This is a genomic window from Aminobacter sp. GW821-FHT11F06, from assembly GCF_058808215.1.
In genome coordinates this window covers 390,980-410,430 of the sequence record NZ_JBXARL010000001.1, presented here as the reverse complement: position 1 = coordinate 410,430, position 19,451 = coordinate 390,980, and the positions used below count along the sequence as shown (strand labels likewise).

Annotated in this window: 18 protein-coding genes; all 18 read left to right on the top strand. The window is 62.9% G+C overall.

From position 1 onward, the window contains the following. Positions 1-98: 98 nt before the first annotated feature. The 18 genes from AC1RTB_RS01995 (at position 99) to AC1RTB_RS01910 (ending at position 19,451) form a co-directional block, all read left to right on the top strand. Complete coding sequence (locus AC1RTB_RS01995) at positions 99-1,526, top strand: gamma-aminobutyraldehyde dehydrogenase (protein ID WP_492876603.1); 1,428 nt, start codon at positions 99-101, stop codon at positions 1,524-1,526. Between the two features lie 271 nt (positions 1,527-1,797). After that, the gene (locus tag AC1RTB_RS01990) at positions 1,798-2,295 is read left to right on the top strand and encodes an ester cyclase (RefSeq protein ID WP_492876605.1); all 498 of its coding nucleotides are present in this window, start codon (positions 1,798-1,800) and stop codon (positions 2,293-2,295) included. Between the two features lie 336 nt (positions 2,296-2,631). Continuing rightward, positions 2,632-3,189, top strand: a complete 558-nt coding sequence (gene msuE, locus AC1RTB_RS01985) for an FMN reductase (RefSeq protein WP_492876607.1) — start codon at positions 2,632-2,634, stop codon at positions 3,187-3,189. A 97-nt stretch (positions 3,190-3,286) separates the two neighbouring features. Beyond that, positions 3,287-4,636: an LLM class flavin-dependent oxidoreductase gene (locus AC1RTB_RS01980; RefSeq protein WP_492876609.1), complete on the top strand. Its 1,350-nt coding sequence runs from the start codon at positions 3,287-3,289 to the stop codon at positions 4,634-4,636. Positions 4,637-4,660: 24 nt separating this feature from the next. Then, the gene (locus tag AC1RTB_RS01975) at positions 4,661-5,509 is read left to right on the top strand and encodes an ABC transporter permease (RefSeq protein WP_492876611.1); all 849 of its coding nucleotides are present in this window, start codon (positions 4,661-4,663) and stop codon (positions 5,507-5,509) included. Between the two features lie 45 nt (positions 5,510-5,554). Beyond that, on the top strand, positions 5,555-6,559 hold the full coding sequence (locus AC1RTB_RS01970) for an ABC transporter substrate-binding protein (RefSeq protein WP_492876613.1): 1,005 nt from the start codon (positions 5,555-5,557) through the stop codon (positions 6,557-6,559). A 5-nt stretch (positions 6,560-6,564) separates the two neighbouring features. Beyond that, positions 6,565-7,338 carry an ABC transporter ATP-binding protein gene (locus AC1RTB_RS01965; RefSeq protein ID WP_492876615.1) on the top strand — a complete coding sequence of 258 codons (774 nt, stop codon included), beginning with the start codon at positions 6,565-6,567 and terminating at the stop codon, positions 7,336-7,338. A gap of 24 nt (positions 7,339-7,362) precedes the next feature. Continuing rightward, positions 7,363-8,295 carry a sugar phosphate isomerase/epimerase family protein gene (locus AC1RTB_RS01960; RefSeq protein WP_492943785.1) on the top strand — a complete coding sequence of 311 codons (933 nt, stop codon included), beginning with the start codon at positions 7,363-7,365 and terminating at the stop codon, positions 8,293-8,295. 194 nt (positions 8,296-8,489) lie between these two features. Continuing rightward, a complete protein-coding gene (locus AC1RTB_RS01955) occupies positions 8,490-9,368 on the top strand; it encodes a branched-chain amino acid ABC transporter permease (RefSeq protein WP_476801103.1) in 879 nt (292 codons plus the stop codon). 41 nt (positions 9,369-9,409) lie between these two features. Beyond that, positions 9,410-11,176 (top strand): branched-chain amino acid ABC transporter ATP-binding protein/permease, encoded by a 1,767-nt coding sequence (locus AC1RTB_RS01950; protein WP_492876620.1) that lies wholly within the window; start codon positions 9,410-9,412, stop codon positions 11,174-11,176. Further along, positions 11,169-11,876 (top strand): ABC transporter ATP-binding protein, encoded by a 708-nt coding sequence (locus AC1RTB_RS01945; protein ID WP_492876622.1) that lies wholly within the window; start codon positions 11,169-11,171, stop codon positions 11,874-11,876. Before AC1RTB_RS01950 ends, AC1RTB_RS01945 begins: the two co-directional genes overlap by 8 nt. Before the next feature lie 6 nt (positions 11,877-11,882). Next, entirely contained in the window at positions 11,883-12,413 is a 531-nt protein-coding gene (locus AC1RTB_RS01940; protein WP_492876624.1) for a thioesterase family protein, read from the top strand. Beyond that, positions 12,410-14,029, top strand: a complete 1,620-nt coding sequence (locus AC1RTB_RS01935) for a GMC family oxidoreductase (RefSeq protein WP_492876626.1) — start codon at positions 12,410-12,412, stop codon at positions 14,027-14,029. The genes AC1RTB_RS01940 and AC1RTB_RS01935 overlap by 4 nt, the downstream gene beginning before the upstream one ends. Positions 14,030-14,068: 39 nt before the next feature. Then, on the top strand, positions 14,069-15,013 hold the full coding sequence (locus tag AC1RTB_RS01930) for an aldo/keto reductase (RefSeq protein WP_492876628.1): 945 nt from the start codon (positions 14,069-14,071) through the stop codon (positions 15,011-15,013). Between the two features lie 116 nt (positions 15,014-15,129). Then, on the top strand, positions 15,130-16,026 hold the full coding sequence (locus AC1RTB_RS01925) for an enoyl-CoA hydratase (protein ID WP_492876630.1): 897 nt from the start codon (positions 15,130-15,132) through the stop codon (positions 16,024-16,026). 37 nt (positions 16,027-16,063) lie between these two features. Continuing rightward, positions 16,064-17,227, top strand: a complete 1,164-nt coding sequence (locus AC1RTB_RS01920; protein ID WP_492876632.1) for an acyl-CoA dehydrogenase family protein — start codon at positions 16,064-16,066, stop codon at positions 17,225-17,227. Positions 17,228-17,242: 15 nt separating this feature from the next. Further along, positions 17,243-18,307, top strand: coding sequence for an acyl-CoA dehydrogenase family protein (locus AC1RTB_RS01915; protein WP_492876634.1), 1,065 nt, complete (start codon positions 17,243-17,245; stop codon positions 18,305-18,307). Further along, positions 18,300-19,451, top strand: a complete 1,152-nt coding sequence (locus tag AC1RTB_RS01910) for an acetyl-CoA C-acetyltransferase (protein WP_492876636.1) — start codon at positions 18,300-18,302, stop codon at positions 19,449-19,451. Before AC1RTB_RS01915 ends, AC1RTB_RS01910 begins: the two co-directional genes overlap by 8 nt.

The window sequence follows — 19,451 nt, the reverse complement described above, 5'->3', positions numbered from 1 at the left end:
GTAGCGAGTAGCGAATAGAAAGCATGACCGATGGTTTCTATTCGCTACTCGCTATTCGCTATTCGCTCTCTTGAAACACCAATTCAGGGAGAGCTTACATGGACACCCAAATGCTGATCGGCTCGAAGTTCGAAAAAGGAACCGAGACAGAAGAAGCGATCCTCAATCCGCGCACCGGCGAGACGATCCTCAGCCTGCCAGAGGCCTCGCAGGCGCAGATCGAGGCTGCGGTCGCCGCCGCCGAAAAGGCCTTTGTCGGCTGGTCGAAGACAACGCCGGCGCAGCGCTCCGGCTATCTGCTCAAGATCGCCGACCGGATCGAGGCGGAGGCGGAAGGTTTCGCCAGGCTCGAAGCGCTCAACTGCGGCAAGCCGATCAATGCCGTGCTCAACGACGAGATCCCGGCCATCGTCGACTGTTACCGCTTCTTTGCTGGTGCTGTGCGTTCGATGCCGGGGCTGGTGGCGGGTGAATATCTGGCCGGACACACTTCGATGATCCGCCGTGACCCGATCGGCATCGTCGCTTCCATCGCGCCGTGGAATTACCCGCTGATGATGATGGCGTGGAAGCTCGCACCGGCGATTGCCGGCGGCAATACGGTGGTCTTCAAGCCGTCGGAGCAGACGCCGCTGACGGCGCTGAAGCTGGCCAGAATTCTTGCAGATGTGCTGCCGGAAGGCGTGGTCAATGTCGTGCTCGGGCGTGGCGAAAGTGTCGGCAACACGCTGATCAACCATGCCAAAGTCAACATGATCTCGATCACCGGCGATGTCGCCACCGGCAAGAAGGTGCTGCAGGCGGCGGCCAAGTCGGTCAAGCGCACCCATCTCGAACTCGGCGGCAAGGCACCGGTCATCGTCTTCGACGACGCCGACATCGACGCGGTGGTCAACGGCCTGCGTGCCTTCGGCTATTACAACGCAGGCCAGGACTGCACCGCCGCCTGCCGCATCTATGCCGGCAGACGCGTCTACGACAAGCTCGTCGCCGACCTGTCATCGGCGGTGTCGACGATCCGCTTCGGCCATGTCGACGACACCGAAAACGAGATCGGACCATTGATCTCCAGGCGCCAGCGCGACCGCGTTGCCTCCTTTGTCGAGCGTGCCTCCGAACTCAAGCACATCGAGATTACCACCGGTGGCAAGCCGGGCGAGGGCGGTGGTTTCTATTATCAGCCGACGGTTATTGCCGGCGCGCTGCAGGAAGACGAGATCGTGCGCCGCGAGGTGTTTGGTCCGGTCGTTTCGATCACCCGCTTTTCCGATGTCGACGAGGCGGTCAACTGGGCCAACGACAGCGACTACGGCCTGGCGTCGTCGGTGTGGACCAAGGACATCTCGCGCGGCATGTCGACGGCGGCCCGCCTGCAATATGGCTGCACCTGGATCAACACGCACTTCATGCTGACCAACGAGATGCCGCATGGCGGCCTCAAGCAGTCCGGCTATGGCAAGGACATGTCGGTCTATGCGCTGGAGGACTACACCGCGGTGCGCCACGTCATGATCGCGCATGGGTAATTTTTGCCTTTCCCCCTGTGGGAGATGAATGCATTCGAGTGAAGCTTGACGCTGACGTCTCCCTCCCCCTTGTGGGGAGGGATACAGGGTGGGGGTAGCTGGACGGATCGCGTCGTCACCAGGCCGTGAACCTGTGAGTACGTGATTGACCCCCACCCCTAACCCCTCCCCACAAGGGGGAGGGGGACCTTGGCGCTGGCCAGTTGCCTATCTTCTCCTCGGTCCTTCGACGGGCGCAGAACGGGGAGAAGGAAACAAGGGAGGAAGAAACATGCATCGCCGCCAGTTTCTCGCATCCGCAGCCATTGCCGCTGCGTTTATCGCTGCCGTGCCGGCCATCACGCCTGCTTGGGCACAAGACAAGCCGCAAGCAGCCGTAGAGGCTTATCTCGCCGCCTGGAACGCCCATGACTCGGCCAAGGCGGCCGCGCACTTCGCCGACAATGTCGTCTACTACGACGCGTCGGTCGGCAAGCCGGTCGAAGGCAAGGACGCAGCCAAATCAGGCGTCATCGACAATTTCTTGAACGCCGTTCCAGATGCTGTCTGGAAGATGAAGGGTGCACCGGTGGTGCAGGACGATCGCGTGTCGTTTGAATGGGAATTTTCAGGCACCAATACAGGCGACTGGGCCGATGGCACCAAGGCTACCGGCAAGAAGTTCGCCATCACCGGTGCCTCGATGTTCTCGGTCAAGGATGGAAAGATCGCGACCCAGAGCGACTATTACGACGCGCTCGGCTTCTATAAGCAGCTTGGGTTGATGTAGCGGGTCAAGCGGCGCCATATTGTTTCATCAGAGTCAATCTTGATACCCCAAGGTGCTTGATTGGCTCGCGCCACATGTCGGGCGGCAGCGCCGTCGCATCGATTTGCGTTGGATCCGCACCGTCATTTCCTGACGGGCGGTCGAGTGCGTCGCCGTCATGGTCGCGTTGGCTCAGTCATACGACGACACGGCGGTAGCAGTGCCAGATGAACTAATCACGGGCGTTGTTTTGCAAACTCCATCCGCTTGGGAGGCCGGATTTGAAATCCTCTCGCTCTCCAAACCCCACAAATTCCGTAGAGTTAATGGAAGTTAGCCGATTGTGAGGAGCCGGACATGCCAAAGCAGCTCGTGGTGGGAATTTCGGGCAATCTGACCCGTCCGTCGAAGACAAGACTGTTCATCGACCACATCGTTGCGCAAGTCGCCAAAAGCACCGGTGCAGCCTCGGCCACTTACGACATCGAAGACCTCGGCCCATCCTTCGCCCAGGCAAGGCGCGTCAGCGATCTTGACCCGTCCGCCAGGGCCATCGTCGAGCAGCTGTCGAGTGCGGCCATTCTGGTGGTCGGTTCGCCCACCTTCAAAGGCAGCTACACCGGCCTGTTCAAGCATTTCTTCGACCTGCTCGATCCAACGTCGCTGAAAGGCAAGCCTGTCATTTTGGCTGCGACCGGCGGCGGCGAGCGTCATTCTCTGATCGTCGAACACCAGTTGCGGCCGCTCTTCGGCTTCTTCGAGGCGCTGACAATTTCGACCGCCATCTACGCTTCCGACAGGGATTTCGCCGACGGCGTGCTCGTGTCCGAAGCGATCCGCGCCCGTGCCCAGCAGGCTGTCGACGAAGCCTGTCGGGTCGTGCAGGCACGCACAAGCGTCGACCTCGCCGCCTGATCCCAGGCCACAAGCCAGCAAAACTCATCACCCGACCTGACCAACCTGCGGCCCTCGCCGCCGGATCGACCTTGGTCGTCTTCACAAGGAGATCGTTATGACCAGACAGATCAAACTTGGCGCCTTCCTGCCCGGTGGCGGACAGCACATCGCCGCCTGGCGCCATCCCGGCTCGCCCGCCGACGGTGCTACCAACTTCGCCTTTCACACCGAGCTCGCCCTCACCGCCGAGCGCGGCCTGTTTGACGCCTATTTCCTTGCCGACAATCTGTCAGTCGGCCTCGGCGGACGCGAAGGCGGCAACGCCAAGATCGCCGGCTTCGAGCCGGTCACGCTGTTTGCCGCCCTCGCACCGCTGACCACACATCTGGGCTTCATCGCCACAGCCTCCACCACCTATGAAGAGCCCTATACGCTGGCACGCAAGTTTGCCTCGCTCGACCTTCTGTCGAACGGCCGCGCCGGCTGGAATGTCGTCACGTCAGCCGGCGACGACACGGCGCGCAATTTCAATCGCGACAAGCAGCCCGACCATGCCGACCGCTATGCCCGCGCCAAGGAGCATGTCGAGACGGTCAAGGCGCTGTGGGACAGCTGGGAGGACGACGCCTTCATCCGCGACAAGCCGTCGGGGCGGTTCTACGACCCCGACAAGGTCCACGACATCGACCACAAGGGCGCACATTTCGCCGTCAAGGGACCGCTCAACGTGCCGCGTCCGGTGCAGGGGCATCCCGTGGTGGTCCAGGCTGGCCAGTCCGAGGACGGGCGTCGGCTTGCAGCGCTTTCGGCCGAGGTCATCTTCACCGCGCATCAGAACCTCGCTTCGGCGCAGGAGTTCTATCGCGACATCAAGGCGCGCGTGCGGGCCGAGGGTCGCAACCCCGACCATGTGCTGGTCATGCCGGGCGTTGCTCCCTTCGTCGGCCGCACCGAAGATGAAGCCCGCGCCAAATACGAAAAGCTGACCGAGCTGATCCTGCCAGAGGATGGCGTCGCCCTGCTCAACGGGCTGACCGGTGGCACGCTCGACATCAGGGGCTATCCGCTCGACGGGCCGCTGCCCAAGAGCGCGGAAACCGAGGGCATGAAGAGCCGCCAGGCGCTGATCCGCCAGATCGCCGATGAGCGCAACTTCACAATCCGCGAGCTCTACCAGTGGGTGGCGACCGCGCGCGGCCACTACACGGTGGTCGGCAGCGCCACCCAGGTTGCCGATCAGCTCGAGGAATGGTTCCACAACGAAGCCGCCGATGGCTTCAACATCCTGCCGCCATGGCTGCCGGGCGCGCTCGACGACTTCGTAGATCTCGTCGTGCCAGAGCTGCAGCGCCGCGGCCTGTTCCGCACCGCCTATGAGGGCCGCACGCTGCGCGAAAATCTCGGCCTGCCACGCCCGGTCAATCCATGGACCGCAAGCCGCAACACGCTGCAGGCCGCCGAATAATTCTCAACCCCGGAGAAAAGAACGATGAGTTTGCAGCACATTGAGCAGCCGACAGTCATCGGCGCGGGCATCAGCGACGGCACGGCCGGCATCGAACTCATGCAGCGCGGCGGCCAGGCAGCGGTTCGCTTCCTGTCACGCTACGGCGTCTTGCTCGGCTTCCTCGCGCTCTGGCAGCTTTCCAGCACCAAGGGCTGGATCAACCCGGCGGTCGTCCCTCCGCTCGATGCCATCATAGCGGCCTTGTGGAAGGGCGTCGTCGGCGGCGCCTTGCTCGACGACATCGCCATCTCGCTGCAGCGCTCGGGCACTGCCTTCGCCGCTGCTGTCGTGGTGGCGATCCCCCTTGGCCTGTTCATGGGCCAGGTTCGGGCGGTCGAACGCGCGCTCGATCCGATCCTGCAGGTGTTCCGGCAGACATCGGCGCTCGCGCTCTACCCGGTGTTCATCCTGCTGCTCGGTCTTGGCGAGGCCTCCAAGGTCTTCGTCATCTTCTGGGCGACGCTGTTTCCTCTGCTTTTGAACACCATCGGCGGTGTCAAGGAGGTCGACCCAAAGCTGATCGAAATGGCGCGGGTCTATGGCGCGTCGAGGCTGACAGTGTTCCGCCGTGTTGTCTTGCCGGGTGCGGTGCCTTCGATCTTTGTCGGTCTGCGGCTGTCGGCGACCACCGCCCTTTTGCTCTTGATCGCCTCCGAGATGATCGGCGCCAACAAGGGCGTCGGCTTCCAGGTCATGAACGCCCAGTACAACTTCCAGATCCCGCTGATGTTCGCGGCGATCATCCTTCTGGCCGGACTCGGGCTGCTTTCCAACTACGCGCTGGTCCTGCTGCAACGCCGCCTCTGCCGCTGGAGCAGTGCGGCCAACTGATCGCAATGTTCCGACAATCCTATCAACCATGAAAGAGATCCGACCATGACACTCTCTCGCCGGTCCCTCGGCCTCGGCGCCGTTCTCGCACTTGGGCTTTCCGCGGCAGGCCTGCCCAGCTTCGCCCTGGCGCAGTCGCCTGAAACCGTGAAGTTCCGCTACCTTGCCAGTCAGGGCGGCGTCTCCCCGCATGAACTCGCATACGAGCTGGGTTACTACAAAGATCTCGGCGTCGAGCTGGAGAATGTGGGCTACGCCCAGGGCGGGCCAGCGTCCCTCTTCGCACTCGCTGCCGGCAGCGTCGACGTCGGTTCGGCCGCGACCTCGGCGGTTGTCAACTCGATCGCCGGTGGCAACGACTTCGTCGCCGCCTATCCCAGCAACGGCATCAACGACCAGGTCCAGAGCGTTTTCTACGTGCTCGACGATAGCCCGATCAAATCCATCGCCGACATTGCCGGCAAGTCCATCGCGGTCAACACGCTGGGCGCGCATCTCGACTACACCGTCCGCGAGGCGCTTCACCAGGCAGGCCTGCCGCAGAGCGCCGCCAACCTCGTTGTGGTGCCTGGGCCGCAGCTCGAACAGATACTGCGCTCACGCCAGGTCGACATCGCTGCTCTCGGCTACTGGCAGGCGACCTTCGAAGGTGTGCTGAAGGAGCATGGCGGCGTCCGTGCCGTCTTCGACGACACCGACGTTCTGGGCGAGATCGCCGGCGGCTTCATCGTGCTGCGCCGCGACTTCATCGAGGCGCATCCCGAGGCCGCGCGCCACTTCGTCGAACAAGCGACCCGCGCCGCCGACTGGTCGCGTCAGAACCCTGACGAAGCGCGCAAGGTCCTTGCCAAGATTTTGAATGACCGTGGCGAAAATGGCGACCTTGCCAAGCACTGGACAGGCTTCGGTCTTCGTGAAGGCGCCCAGGCGATCCCGCGCGACCTCGATTTCTGGATCAATGTGCTCGAACGCGACGGCTCGCTGCCCAAGGGCAAGTTCAAGGCTGCCGATCTTCTGTTCCAGCCGAATGCCGAAGCGAAGTCGAACTGAGAACGATGATGAACATCACCGTCAGCAACCGCCGCGGAGAGGTGTCGATACGCGACCTCTCCAAATCCTTCGCCATCAATGGTCGCCCGCTGGCCGTGCTCATGGGGCTCAATCTCGACATCCGCGCCGGCGAATGCCTGGTCATTGTCGGTGCCAGCGGATCGGGCAAGACCACGCTTTTGCGTGTGCTTGCCGGCCTGGAGGCGGCTGACGGCGGCCGGGTGCTGATCGACGGCGCGCCGGTGCAAGGTGTGGGCACCGATCGCGCGGTGATCTTCCAGGAACCGCGTCTGCTGCCCTGGCTTACCGTGCTTGGCAACGTCGCTTTTGGCCTGGAAGTACGTGGCGAGGCGCGCGGCCGGGCCGAGGAACGGGCTCGCGACTACATCGCGCTCGTTGGTCTCGAAGACTTCGCCGATGCCTATCCCAAGCAACTGTCGGGCGGCATGGCCCAGCGCGTCGGCATCGCCCGGGCGCTGACGGTGCAACCCGAGATCCTGCTTCTCGACGAGCCCCTGGGCGCGCTCGACGCCATGACCAAGATCACCATGCAAGAAGAACTCGCCCGCATCTGGGGTGAGGAGAACGTCACCATGATCATGGTCACCCATGACCTTGAAGAAGCGGTCTATCTCGCCGACAGGGTTTTGGTCCTGCCCAAGGAAAAGGGTGCTGCGGCGCGCCTGATCGAGGTCGATCTTCCCCGACCCCGCGATCGCAGCGAAGCCCGCTTCGTCCGCTACCGCGAGGAACTGCTGCACGAATTCGGGCTGCACTGAAGGAGGGCGACTGCGAATGCGGGCATGGATAGTCCGAACGGACCTGTGAGCAGGCGTCGATGCTGGCATCTTAGGCGGCAGAGATACTGCAAGGATCAGCCGCAGGCCGCCATGATTAAGCCCCGCGAATATGTCTGCAGTTCCCACACGATCAGCGGTGTCGTGCCGGGAGGGCCGGTGGCTTCGCGTCACACCTTCGCGGCAAGGGTCGAAGCGTGCGCCGCAGCCGGCTACACCGGCATGTGCCTGCATTTCCGCGACTATTTCCAACAGCGTCAGGCGGGATTTGGCGATGCCGAGCTGCGCCAAATCCTCAAGCGCAACGGCATGAAACATGTGTCGGTCGAGTTCCTGACCGACTGGTTCATGGATGGGGACGCAGGCGAGGTCGCGCGTCGCAACGAGATATCAGCGTTTCAGGCGGCGAATGCCTTTGGAGCCAGGGTGCTCAATGTCGGTCCGGATCTCGGTGGACGCGGCATTTCCCTCGAAATCATGCAGAGGCAATTTGCTGCACTTTGCGCGCGTGCCGCGCAGCACGACATTGCGATCGCACTTGAACTAGTCGCCTGGGGAAATGTGCGCGACGTCGATAGCGCATTGCGCCTGATCGAGGGCATTCCCAACGCCGGCTTGGTGATCGATGCCTGGCACATCTTTCGCGCCGGCGTGGCGCTGGGCGACTTGAAGCGGATCCCTGCCGACCGTGTGCTCTGCGTTCAGGTCAACGATGCGGAGGCAGAGCCAAGTGGAACGCTTGCCGCCGACACGATGAACCGAAAACTATGCGGGCAGGGCGCCTTTGACCTGAACGCATTTATCGGGACGCTCGATGGCATGGGGGTTCAAGTGCCACTGAGTGTCGAGATCATTTCTCCACAGCAGACGGAACGCGAGCTGCAAGAGGCCGCGGCGGTATCCCTCCTGAGCGCAAGACGCTGCTTCGACAGGATTTGAACCCACTCATCAGGCGCTCTAGAACCTGTTTTCTTGGTCAAGAATTTGCACCGCTACGTTAGTCCGTTCGAACGATGTTGCGGCGGCTGTCGCACCGCATAAGCTCGTCCCAAAATACCCCACCCTCATCATGCGTTCGGGCTTGCCCTGCGCCGGCAGGGGTGGGTTCATAAGTGTGTCAGGGAGGCGAGCTTATGCTCAGTGAAATACTGATCATCGTGATACGCGGGATCGCCATTGGCTCGATCTTCGCCACCATCGCGATGAGCTTCAACATCGTCCATGGCGCGACGAATATCTTCAATTTTGCCCAGGGAAACATGTTCATCTTGGGCGGTTTCGCCGCTTACTTCCTGGCCAATCAGGTCGGGCTTGGGCAGTGGACGCTGATGCTGGTCCTCACCGGCCTGCTCATTGCCGCCGTGGTCACCTTCCAGGGCTACATCACGCTTTTGCCGCTGCGCTCTTCGGTCGAGCAGGATAGCTGGCTGATCTCGACAGTTTCGGTCTCGGTCATCGTCGCTGCACTTTTGATGATCACGCAGGGGCCGTTCGCCTATTCCGTCTCCAGCGTCGTGCCGAGCTTCCGCATCCTGGGCACGCGAACGCCGGGGGCCTATGCGCTGGCGATTGTGGCGATGATCTTCTGGTTCTTCGCGCTGCGCTTCTTCCTGCGCAAGACCTTCATCGGTCTCGCCATCAGCGCGCTGTCGCAGGATTTTGACGCGGCCCGTGCCGCTGGCCTTCCGGTGCGACGCCTGCAGCTGATCTCGTTCGCCATCAGCGGCCTGATGGTCGGCACCGTCGGCTTCCTGGTTGCGCCGGTCATTTCGGTGAGCCCAGACGCCGGCCTGAAATACGTGCTCAACGGCTTCGTTGCAGCCGTGGTCGGCGGCATCGGCTCCAACGCGGGAACGCTGATCGGCGGCCCGCTTGTCGGCGTGGTCGCCATGCTGACCGCCTACAAGGTGGGCGGCGCCTACCAGGACCTGGCCTCGCTTCTGGTGCTGGTGATCATCCTGATGTTCCGACCGCAGGGCCTGTTCGGTCGCGTCGGCGCAAGGCGGGTGTGATCATGCAGGCGAGTGCAACCGTGCAAACCGGATCCATTTCCGTGACTGAACAAACCAGGCCAAAAGGCCGCTTCAACTCCGACTTGACCCAAGTGTGGATCGGCGTGGCTTTGATCGCCATCACCGGCTTTGGGCCTATGATCCTTGGCAACTCCTACTGGATTCACACCTTCCAGCTGGTCAACATCTATATCGCCGCGGCGATCTTCCAGAACATGCTGTTTGTCGATGCCGGCCAGAAGTCGTTCGGCCAGGGCGCGATCCTCGGCCTTGCCGCTTATGGTGCGGCGATCCTCTATGGGCTGCATGACTGGCCGTTCGCGCTGGCAGCCCTCGGCGGCATCGTTGCGGCCATGCTCGGTGGGCTGCTGTTCGCCTTGCCGGCACTGCGCGTGCAGGGTTTCCATCTCGGCTTCGTGACGATGAGTGCCGCGATCGTATTCCCGCAGCTGCTGGTCACGCTCGACAAGTGGACCAACGGCATCAATGGCATCAGCGTGAGCGTGCCGGAGCTGACCGATCCTGCCATCTTCGGCATGTCGCCGCTGGCGATCGCGGTTGCGGTGTTCCCGATGATCGCCCTTGCCGCGCACTACCTGATCCGCCGCTCCAGGCTCGGCCGCAGCATGTTCGTCGCAGCGCTCAGCCCTGAAGCCGCGCGCTCGCTGGGCATCAAGCCGGGCGTGATGCGCTTCGTAGCCTTCATTGTCGCTTCGATCGGCACCGGTATCTGCGGCATCCTCTATCTGCCGACGGTCGCATTCGTCAGCCCGCAGGGCTTCAACATCGAGCTGTCGTTTGTCTTCTTCTTCGCCGTTGTCGTCGGCGGGCGCGGGCAGATGCTCGGCCCCATCATCGGCATCTGGATCGTCTTCATCCTGCCCAACATCCTGCTGGCGCAGTTCGTCGAATACCGCCTGCTGATGTATGGCTGCCTGACGCTGGCGGCGGTGCTGATTTTCCCCGACGGCATCGTTGGCTCGATCGAGCGCCTGCGCGCCAAGCGCAAGCAGACGGGTGGCGGCGAACAGGCTTTCCGCATCGACGGTTTCCTTGCCAATCTCCAGTCGGGCAAGGTCACGCGCGAGCCGAGCGAAGAGATCGCCGTGGAGGTCATCAACGGCACCAAGAAGTTCGGCCAGGTGGTGGCGGTCGACAGCGTCAACCTTAGGGTACGTAAAGGTGAGGTTCATGGCCTGATCGGCGCCAATGGTTCGGGCAAGACCAGCCTGCTCAACGTTCTGACCGGCCTCAGCCGCCTGAACTCCGGTTCGTTCATGATCAACGGTGTCGACGCGACCAACATGGCCGCCGACCGCATCGCCAATATGAGCCTTGGCCGCACCTTCCAGGCGCCCCGCATCTTCAGCCAGCTGTCGCTGTGGGACAATCTGAAGATCGGCATGGACGCCCGCGTGGGGGCTGCGAGCCCTGACATTACGGCACTTGCCAATGCGATGGAGAGCGAGTTCGGCCAGGACAGCGCCAATCTCCTGTCGCATGGTCAGCGCCGGTTGGTGGAGGTGATGCGCACGGTGCTCAAGGAGGCAACGATCGTTTTGTTTGACGAGCCGGCCGCCGGCCTGTCGCAGGGCGAGCGCACCAACTTCGCCAATCTGGTCAAATTCCTGAGCCGCCAGATGGGCAAGACCGTCATCCTTGTCGAGCACGATCTCGACCTTGTGTGGGGTATCGCCGATACGATCACGGTCCTGGAACAGGGCCGGGTGGTTTCCTCGGGTAAGCCGGATGTGGTCGCCAAGGACCCTGCGGTGCAGCATATGTTCGTGGGGTCGCGCCATGCTTGAGGTCAAGAATCTGGTTGCGGGCTACGGCACGATCCCGGTGCTGCGCGATGTCTCGCTTTCGGCCAAGGCAGGCGAAATCCTGCTCATCGGCGGCGAGAACGGCGCTGGCAAGTCGACATTGATGCGGGCGATCGCCGGTTTCAACAAGCCCGACAGCGGGCAGGTGCTGCTGGAGGGCAGGCCGATCGGCGGGTTGGCACCAGAGAAGGTGGCGCAGTCGGGCCTGCGGCTGGTGCTCGACGGGCACCGGGTGTTTCCCGAACTCAGCGTGTTCGACAATTTGCGCATGGGGGCTGCCGCGCGGCGCGGCGACCGGGCCGGCTTCAACAATGCCGTCGAGGAAATCTACGCGGTTTTTCCGGTCCTCAAGGAGAAGCACAAGCTCTACGCCCGTGACCTGTCAGGCGGACAGCAGCAGATGCTGGCGCTCGGCCAGGCCTTCATCGCCCAGCCGAAGGTTCTGCTTTGCGATGAACCGTCGATGGGCCTCGCCCAGGCGCTGCTGCCGCCGATCCTCGCCTTCCTGCGCCGCTGGGCGCAGACCGGCACGGCGGTGGTCATCGTCGAGCAGCATCTGGCCGTGACGGCACCTTACGCCGATCGCGCCATGATCATCGAGCGTGGCAAGGTGAAATTCTCCTGCCTGGCCTCGGAACTCGACGAGAAGTTGAACGCTCCGGCGCCAGCGGCGGCGGAGTAGGGACGAATGGCTGGCGAGGATGCGGCTGCGGGCACTTTCGACCCGCCCTCAAGCGAGACGCCGCGCCCACATATCAGCTTCCGGGGCAGCGTCGAGCCGCATTGGCTCGACGTCAACCGGCATATGAACGTGTCGTGGTACGACCGTGTGTTCGACCTCGCCGAGACCGACCTGTTCGAGATGTTCGGCATTCATGACGACTACATCAGAAGCACCAGCTACAGTTTCTTCCGGCTGGAAAAGAGCGTTCGCTACGAGCGCGAACTGATGCCGGACGCGAAGCTCGAGGCGCGCAGCGTGGTGCTGTGGACGGACCTCAAACGCGTGCATCATTTCCACGAATTGTGGAACGTCGACCAGAACTATCGCGCCGCGACGGTCGAGGGCCTGTCGATCCATGTCGACCTGCGCGTGCGCAAGGCTGCCAGGATCGTCATGGCAGACGTCGCCGACCGCCTGTCGGTTCTGGCCGCCAAGCATGCGCACCTGCCTTGGCCAAAAGGCGTGGCGCGCCGAGATTTCGGGAAATCGAGGTGAATTCCATCGTCGATCTCGAATTCGACTACGTCATCGTTGGCGCGGGCGCGGCCGGCTGCGTGCTCGCCGCAAGACTGTCCGAGAATCCGAACATGCGTGTGGCCGTTATCGAGGCCGGCGGGCTAGACAAGGCTCTGCTGCTCAAGATCCCCGGCGCCAATGTGGTGACCGGCACGCATCCGGCCTACAACTGGAGCTACGAGACCGAACCGGTGCAGGCATTGGGCGGTCGGCGGCTCTATTGGGCGCAGGGGCGCATCGTCGGCGGGTCGAGCTCGATCAACGGCATGATGTACATGCGCGGCCACCGAAGCGACTACGACAACTGGAAGGCCCTTGGCTGCGAGGGCTGGGGCTATGACGACGTCTTGCCCTACTTCAAGAAGTCGGAGACCAACGAGCGTGGCGCCAACGACATCCATGGCGACAAGGGGCCTTTGCAGGTTGCCAAGGGGCAGGGCACCGCTCCGGTCTGCGACATGTTCCTCGACGCCGCCAGGCAGGAGGGGCTGCCGCTCACCGACGACCTTAACAAGGATGCACCCGAAGCCTTTGGCCATGTCGACCTGACCATCGGCAAGGGCAAGCGGTCGAGCGCGTCGGCGGCGTTCCTGCATCCGGCGCTGAAGCGACCCAACCTGACGCTGATCGTCGATGCTCCGGTGCTGCGTGTCGTCATTGAGCGCGGCATCGCCACTGGCGTGGAGTTCGTCCAGGCGGGACGGGCGAAGCTGGCGCGTGCGCGCAAGGAGGTGATCCTTTCGGGCGGGGCGGTCAACTCGCCGCAACTGCTGATGCTGTCAGGCATTGGGCAAGCAGCACCACTGCGGAAACTCGGCATCAAGCTGGTGGCTGACTGGCCAGAGGTTGGCAAGAACCTTCAGAACCACCCTATGTATCGGCTGATGTATACGACGACCAAGCCGGTGAGTGCCTACAGCCACGTCCGTCCATGGGGCGCGCTCAAGGCCGGCGCGCAATATGTGTTCGGGCGCAGTGGTGTGTTGAGCCGGGGGCTGTTTCCGACGAGTGGATATTTCCGTTCTCAAGGCGGCGACAGCGGCAGCGAAATCCAGGTGTGCATGGCACCCGCATTGGTGATCAGGCGTGGACCTGGCGTGCTCGGCATCTTGCCCAAGGAGCACGGCTTCACATTGCTGCTCAATCACGGCTCGCCCTACAGCCGTGGCCGGGTGGCGCTGAAATCGGCCGATCCGCTGGCGCATGCGGCGATTTCGCCCAACTATTTCTCCGATCCGCGCGACCTCCGCATCCTGGCAGAGGGGGCAGACCGAGCGCGGGCCATCGTGCATCAGCCAGCGCTCGCGGGTTCGCTGGGCAAGGAATTGCTGCCGGCCCGGCCGATCCGTTCGCTGGACGATCTGTGCGCCGATATCCTGGCGACGACGGTGACCCACTACCATGCCGCCGGCACCTGCCGGATGGGCGCCGATGAAGGTTCGGTGGTCGATCCGCAACTGCGCGTGCGCGGCGTCGAGCGGCTCAGGGTGGTGGACGCGTCGATCATGCCTGTGCTGGTCAACGGCAACACCTATGCCGCGACCATGATGATTGCCGAGAAGGCCGCTGATATGATCAAGGCGACTATCAACTAATACATATGCTTAGCGACTAGAGATGATGGAGTAGGCGAGATGGAAAAGCGCGTTCTGGGCCGTTCCGGCCTTGAGGTTTCGGTTGTCGGCCTCGGCTGCAACAATTTCGGCGGCATGATCAAAAGCCTCGATACCGACGGCGCCCGCAAGGTCGTCCATGCCGCACTCGACGCCGGCATCACGCTGCTCGATACCTCCGACTCCTATGGCGTCAATGGCGGTTCGGAAAGCGCGCTGGGCGAAATCCTCGGCGACCGCCGCAAGGATGTCGTGCTCGCCACCAAGTTTGCCTCGCCGCTCAACCGTGAAAAGAGCACGCGCTACAACGCCTCGCGCGGCTATATCATGGGCGCGGTTGAAGACAGCCTGCGCCGGCTCAAGACCGACTACATCGACCTCTACCAGTATCATTTCCCGGATCCGCTGACGCCGATCGAAGAGACACTGCGCGTGCTCGACGATCTCGTGAAGCAGGGCAAGGTGCGTTATCTCGGCTGCTCCAATCTGCCGGCATGGCAGCTGGTCGACGCCAGCTGGACGTCGCGCCACCATGGGCTCAGCAGCCTTTTGTCGACGCAGGCCGAGTACAATCTGATTTCGCGCAGCGCCGAGACAGAGCTGTTCCCGGCCATGCGCAAGACCGGCATGACGTTGCTGCCTTATTTCCCGCTCGCCAGCGGCCTGCTTACCGGCAAATACCGCAAGGGCCAGGAGATGCCCGCCGACACCCGCATGAATATGGCCTACTTCAAGGCCGGCCTGACCGAGGCAAATCTCGACAAGGTCGAAAAGCTGATCGCCTTTAGTGAGGCGCGCGGACGCACCATCCTTCAGCTGGCATTTTCGTGGTTGGCGGCACAACCGATCGTGTCGAGCGTCATCGCCGGCGCCACGCGTCCCGAACAGGTTGTCGCCAACGCCGCTGCCGCATCGTGGAAGCTTTCGGCGGAGGATCTGGCCGAGATCGACACGATCTGCAAATGATCGGACGGCGCACCGCGCCGCCAATGCCGTTAGTCCCTTTGGACGATTTCATCCCTTGGCGGGAGACCTAGTTTGCCGTCAGCTACGAAATTGAATTGTCAGCGGAAACCCTTGATATGAGCGATCTGGTGGAGCCGCGCACGGCCGATATCACCTATGAGACGGACCAGCCGGTTCTCTACGAGACCGAAGGGCCGATTGCCTGGGTGACGATGAACCGGGCGCAGTTCAATAATGCCCAGAACTCGCAGATGACCTATGCGCTTGACGATGCCTTCAAGCGCGCCGTCGACGACGATGCGGTCAAGGTCATCATCCTGCGTGGCGCGGGCAAGCATTTTTCCGCCGGCCATGACATCGGCACGCCGGGCCGCGACGTCAACAAGACCTTCGACCGCCGCCTGATGTGGGCCGACCATACCAACAAGCCGGCGGCCGAAATGCTCTATACCCGCGAGCATGAGGTCTATCTCGGCATGTGCCGGCGCTGGCGGGATATCCCTAAGCCGACCATCGCGCTGGTGCAGGGCGCTTGTGTTGCCGGCGGGCTGATGCTGGCCTGGGTCTGCGATTTCATCGTCGCCACCGACGATGCGTTCTTCCAGGACCCGGTCGTGCGCATGGGCATTCCCGGCGTCGAGTATTTCGCTCATGCCTTCGAGCTGCCGCCGCGTGTCGCCAAGGAATTCCTGATGCTCGGCGAACGCATGCCTGCGGCGCGCGCCGAACAATACGGCATGGTCAACAAGATCGTGTCGCGCGAGGAGCTTGAAGGTGCCGGCCGAGCGATGGCAAGCAAGCTCGCCGAGTATCCGCGCCTTGGCCTGTGGCTGTCCAAGCAGGCGATCAACCATGTCGAGGAGCTGCGCGGCAAGCGCACCGCGATGGACGCGCATTACCACATGCACCATTTCGCCCATGCCCAGAACGACCTGACCACCGGCAACACGCTGGGCGGACAGGACGCAAAGAGCATGGCTGCGGCAAACAAGAAGCAGGCCGGCGAGGCGTGAGCCTTTCGCCACTGTCGACCAACGGGAATTTCCAAGCGTGGATTTGAACTACACCGAAGAGCAGAAGGCCTTCCGGCTGGAAGTGCGCTCCTGGCTCGAAGCGCATGTGCCGGCAACGCCGTTGCCGTCCTTCGATGCCAGCCGCGAGGGTTTTGAGGCGCATCGCGCCTGGGAGCGAACCCTCAACGAGGGCCGCTGGGGCATGGTGACCTGGCCCGAAAGCTATGGCGGACGTGGCCTCGACCTGATCCAGTGGCTGATCTTCGAGGAGGAATATTACCGGGCCGCAGCACCTTTGCGTGTCAACCAGAACGGCATTTTCCTGCTCGGCCCGACGCTGATGGAATATGGCACGGACGCGCAGAAGGCGCGCTTCCTGACCTCCATGGCTTCCGGCGACGAGATTTGGGCGCAGGCCTGGTCCGAGCCGCAGGCCGGTTCAGATCTAGCCGCGGTGCGTGCCACAGCCATGCTCGAAGGCGATGAATATGTGCTCAAGGGCCACAAGATCTGGTCGTCGCGCGCCGTCTTCGCCGACTGGGCTTTCGGCTTGTTCCGCACCGATCCGGCCTCGCAGCGCCACAAGGGCTTGTCGCTGATCTTCTTCCCGCTCAACGCGCCTGGCGTGCGGGTTCAGGCGATCCCGCAGATCGACGGCGAAACCGGTTTTGCCGAAATCTTCCTCGACGACGTTCGTGTGCCTGCGTTCAACCGCCTCGGCGGCGAGGGCGAGGGCTGGAACATCTGCATGGCGACCGCCGGCTTCGAGCGCGGTCTGATGCTGCGCAGCCCGGCACGCTTCCAGGTGGCGGCGCGCAAGCTGGTCGATCTCTTCAAGGCGCATGAGGCCGAAGTCGAGCCGACGGTCCGCGCAGCCGTGCTGCAATCCTGGATGGATGCCGAAGCCTATGCGCTGTCGATCTATGCGACGGCCTCGCGCCTCGCCGCCGGTGGCCATATCGGCGCCGAGGCCAGCACCAACAAGATATTCTGGTCGGAAATGGACATAGCCCTGCACAAGGCGGCATTGTCGATCCTGGGTGCGCGCGCCGAATTGCTGCGCACAGCACCTGAGGCCGGCGACATCGGCCGCTGGCTCGATGGCTATTTCTTCTCGCTGGCCGGTCCGATCTATGCCGGCTCGAATGAGATCCAGCGCAACATCATCGCCGAGCGCATGCTCGGCCTGCCGCGCGCTTAACGGGGGGACGAAAAGATGGATTTCCGTTTCTCCGAAGAACAGACGATGACAGCTGATGTGGTGCGTGAGCTGCTCACTGACGTCTGCCAGCCCGCCGACCTGCGTCGGCTGATGGGCGAGGGTGTTGCTCGCGACGAAAACCGCTGGGCAAAGATCGTCGAGATGGGCCTTGCCGGCGCGCTGGTCGCCGAAGACAAAAGCGGGCTTGGCCTCAACGCCGTCGATTTCGTGCAGATCGCCGAAGCTTGCGGTTATGCCTGTTTGCCCGAACCGCTGGTCGAAAATGCGGGTGTGGCCCTGCCGCTGCTCGCGGCATTTGCCGACAATGCGCGCGCAGCCGCAGTGCTCGAAAAAGCGCTGGCAGGCGAGGTGACCGTGGCGGTCGCTCACCCGGCCAATCCGTTCGTCGCCGATGCCGATACAGCAGCTGCGGTGCTGGTGGTCCGCGACGGTGCGTTGCATCTGGTCGACACGGTTTCCACCAAGCTTACCGCGCAGCCGAGCGTCGACCCGTTTCGCCGCCTTTTCACAGTGGAATTCACGCCAAGCTCTGACACGCTGCTGGCAGATGCGACGCAGGCGGCAGCACCTCTTGCAGCAGCGCTCGACCGGGGCGCGCTGTTTGCCGCCGCGCAGATGCAAGGCATGGCCCAGCGCTGCGTCGATCTCGGCGTTGCCTATGCCAAGGAGCGCCAGCAGTTTGGCAAGCCGATCGGCTCCTATCAGGCGGTGAAGCACCATCTTGCCACGGCTCAGGTCAAGATCGAGTTCGCCCGGCCGGTGCTGCATGCGGCAGCTGCACAGCTTGAGAACGCCGACCTCTACAGCCGTGCCCGCATTTCGCAGGCCAAGCTCGCCTGCACGGACGCTTGCGACGTCGCTGCCCGCACCTCGATCCAGGTGCATGGCGCGATGGGCTATTCCTGGGAGGTGGATGTTCACTTCTTCCTCAAGCGCGGCATCGCGCTGACCAATTGGTGGGGCGGCAGTGCCTTCCATCGCGGACGTGTTGCCGCACGCGTCTTTGGTGCAGCACTCGGACCCGAACATACATTTGCCAGAGAGGCCGAAAATGCCTGAAGCCTATATCGTCGACGCCGTCCGCACGCCTGTCGGCCGCAAGAAAGGCTCGCTTGCGTCCATGCATTCGGCCGATCTCGGTGCCCATCCAATCAAGGCACTCATGGCGCGAACCGGGATCGATCCGAATGCTGTCGACGATGTGATCTATGGCTGCACCGACACCATCGGCTCGCAGGCCGGCGACATCGCCCGCACCTGCTGGTTGGTGGCCGGCTTGCCCGATCATGTGCCGGGTGTAACCATCGATCGGCAATGCGGGTCGGCCCAGCAGGCGGTGCATTTCGCGGCCCAAGCGGTGATGAGCGGCACACAGGACCTTGTCGTTGCCGGCGGCGTGCAGAACATGAATATGGTGCCGATGGCCTCCGCCATGATCGTCGGCCAGCAGTTCGGTTTTCCCGACCCGTTCAGTACCTCGCCGGGCTGGCTTGCGCGCTATGGCGAGCAGGAGGTCAGCCAGTTCCGCTCGGCCGAAATGATCGCCGAGAAATGGCAATGTTCGCGCGACGAGATGGAGCAGTTCGCGCTCGAAAGCCATCAGCGCGCCATTGCCGCCATCGATGAAGACCGCTTCGTCAACGAGATCGCACCGATCGGCGATTTCGCCGTCGACGAGACGCCGCGTCGCGACACGACGCTGGAAAAGATGGCGACGTTGAAGACGCTGATCGAGGGCGGCCGCGTCCATGCCGGCGTCGCCAGCCAGAACTCCGACGCCGCGGCAGCGCTGCTGATCGCTTCCGAGCGCGCGGTCAAGGATCACAACCTCAAGCCGCGCGCTCGCATCCACCACATGACTGTGCGTGGTGACGATCCGGTGTGGATGCTGACAGCACCCATTCCCGCGACCCGCCATGCTTTGGAGAAGACCGGACTGAAGGTCGAGGACATCGACCTGTTCGAATGCAACGAGGCGTTTGCGTCGATCCCGTTGGCGTGGATCAAGGAGCTTGGCATTCCGCGCGACAAGGTCAACGTCAATGGCGGCGCGATCGCGCTCGGCCACCCGCTTGGCGCCACTGGCGCGCGCATCATGACGACGATGCTGAACGAACTCGAACGCCGCAACGGCCGTTATGCGCTGCAGACCATGTGCGAAGGTGGCGGCCAGGCCAACGTGACCATCATCGAAAGGCTCTGA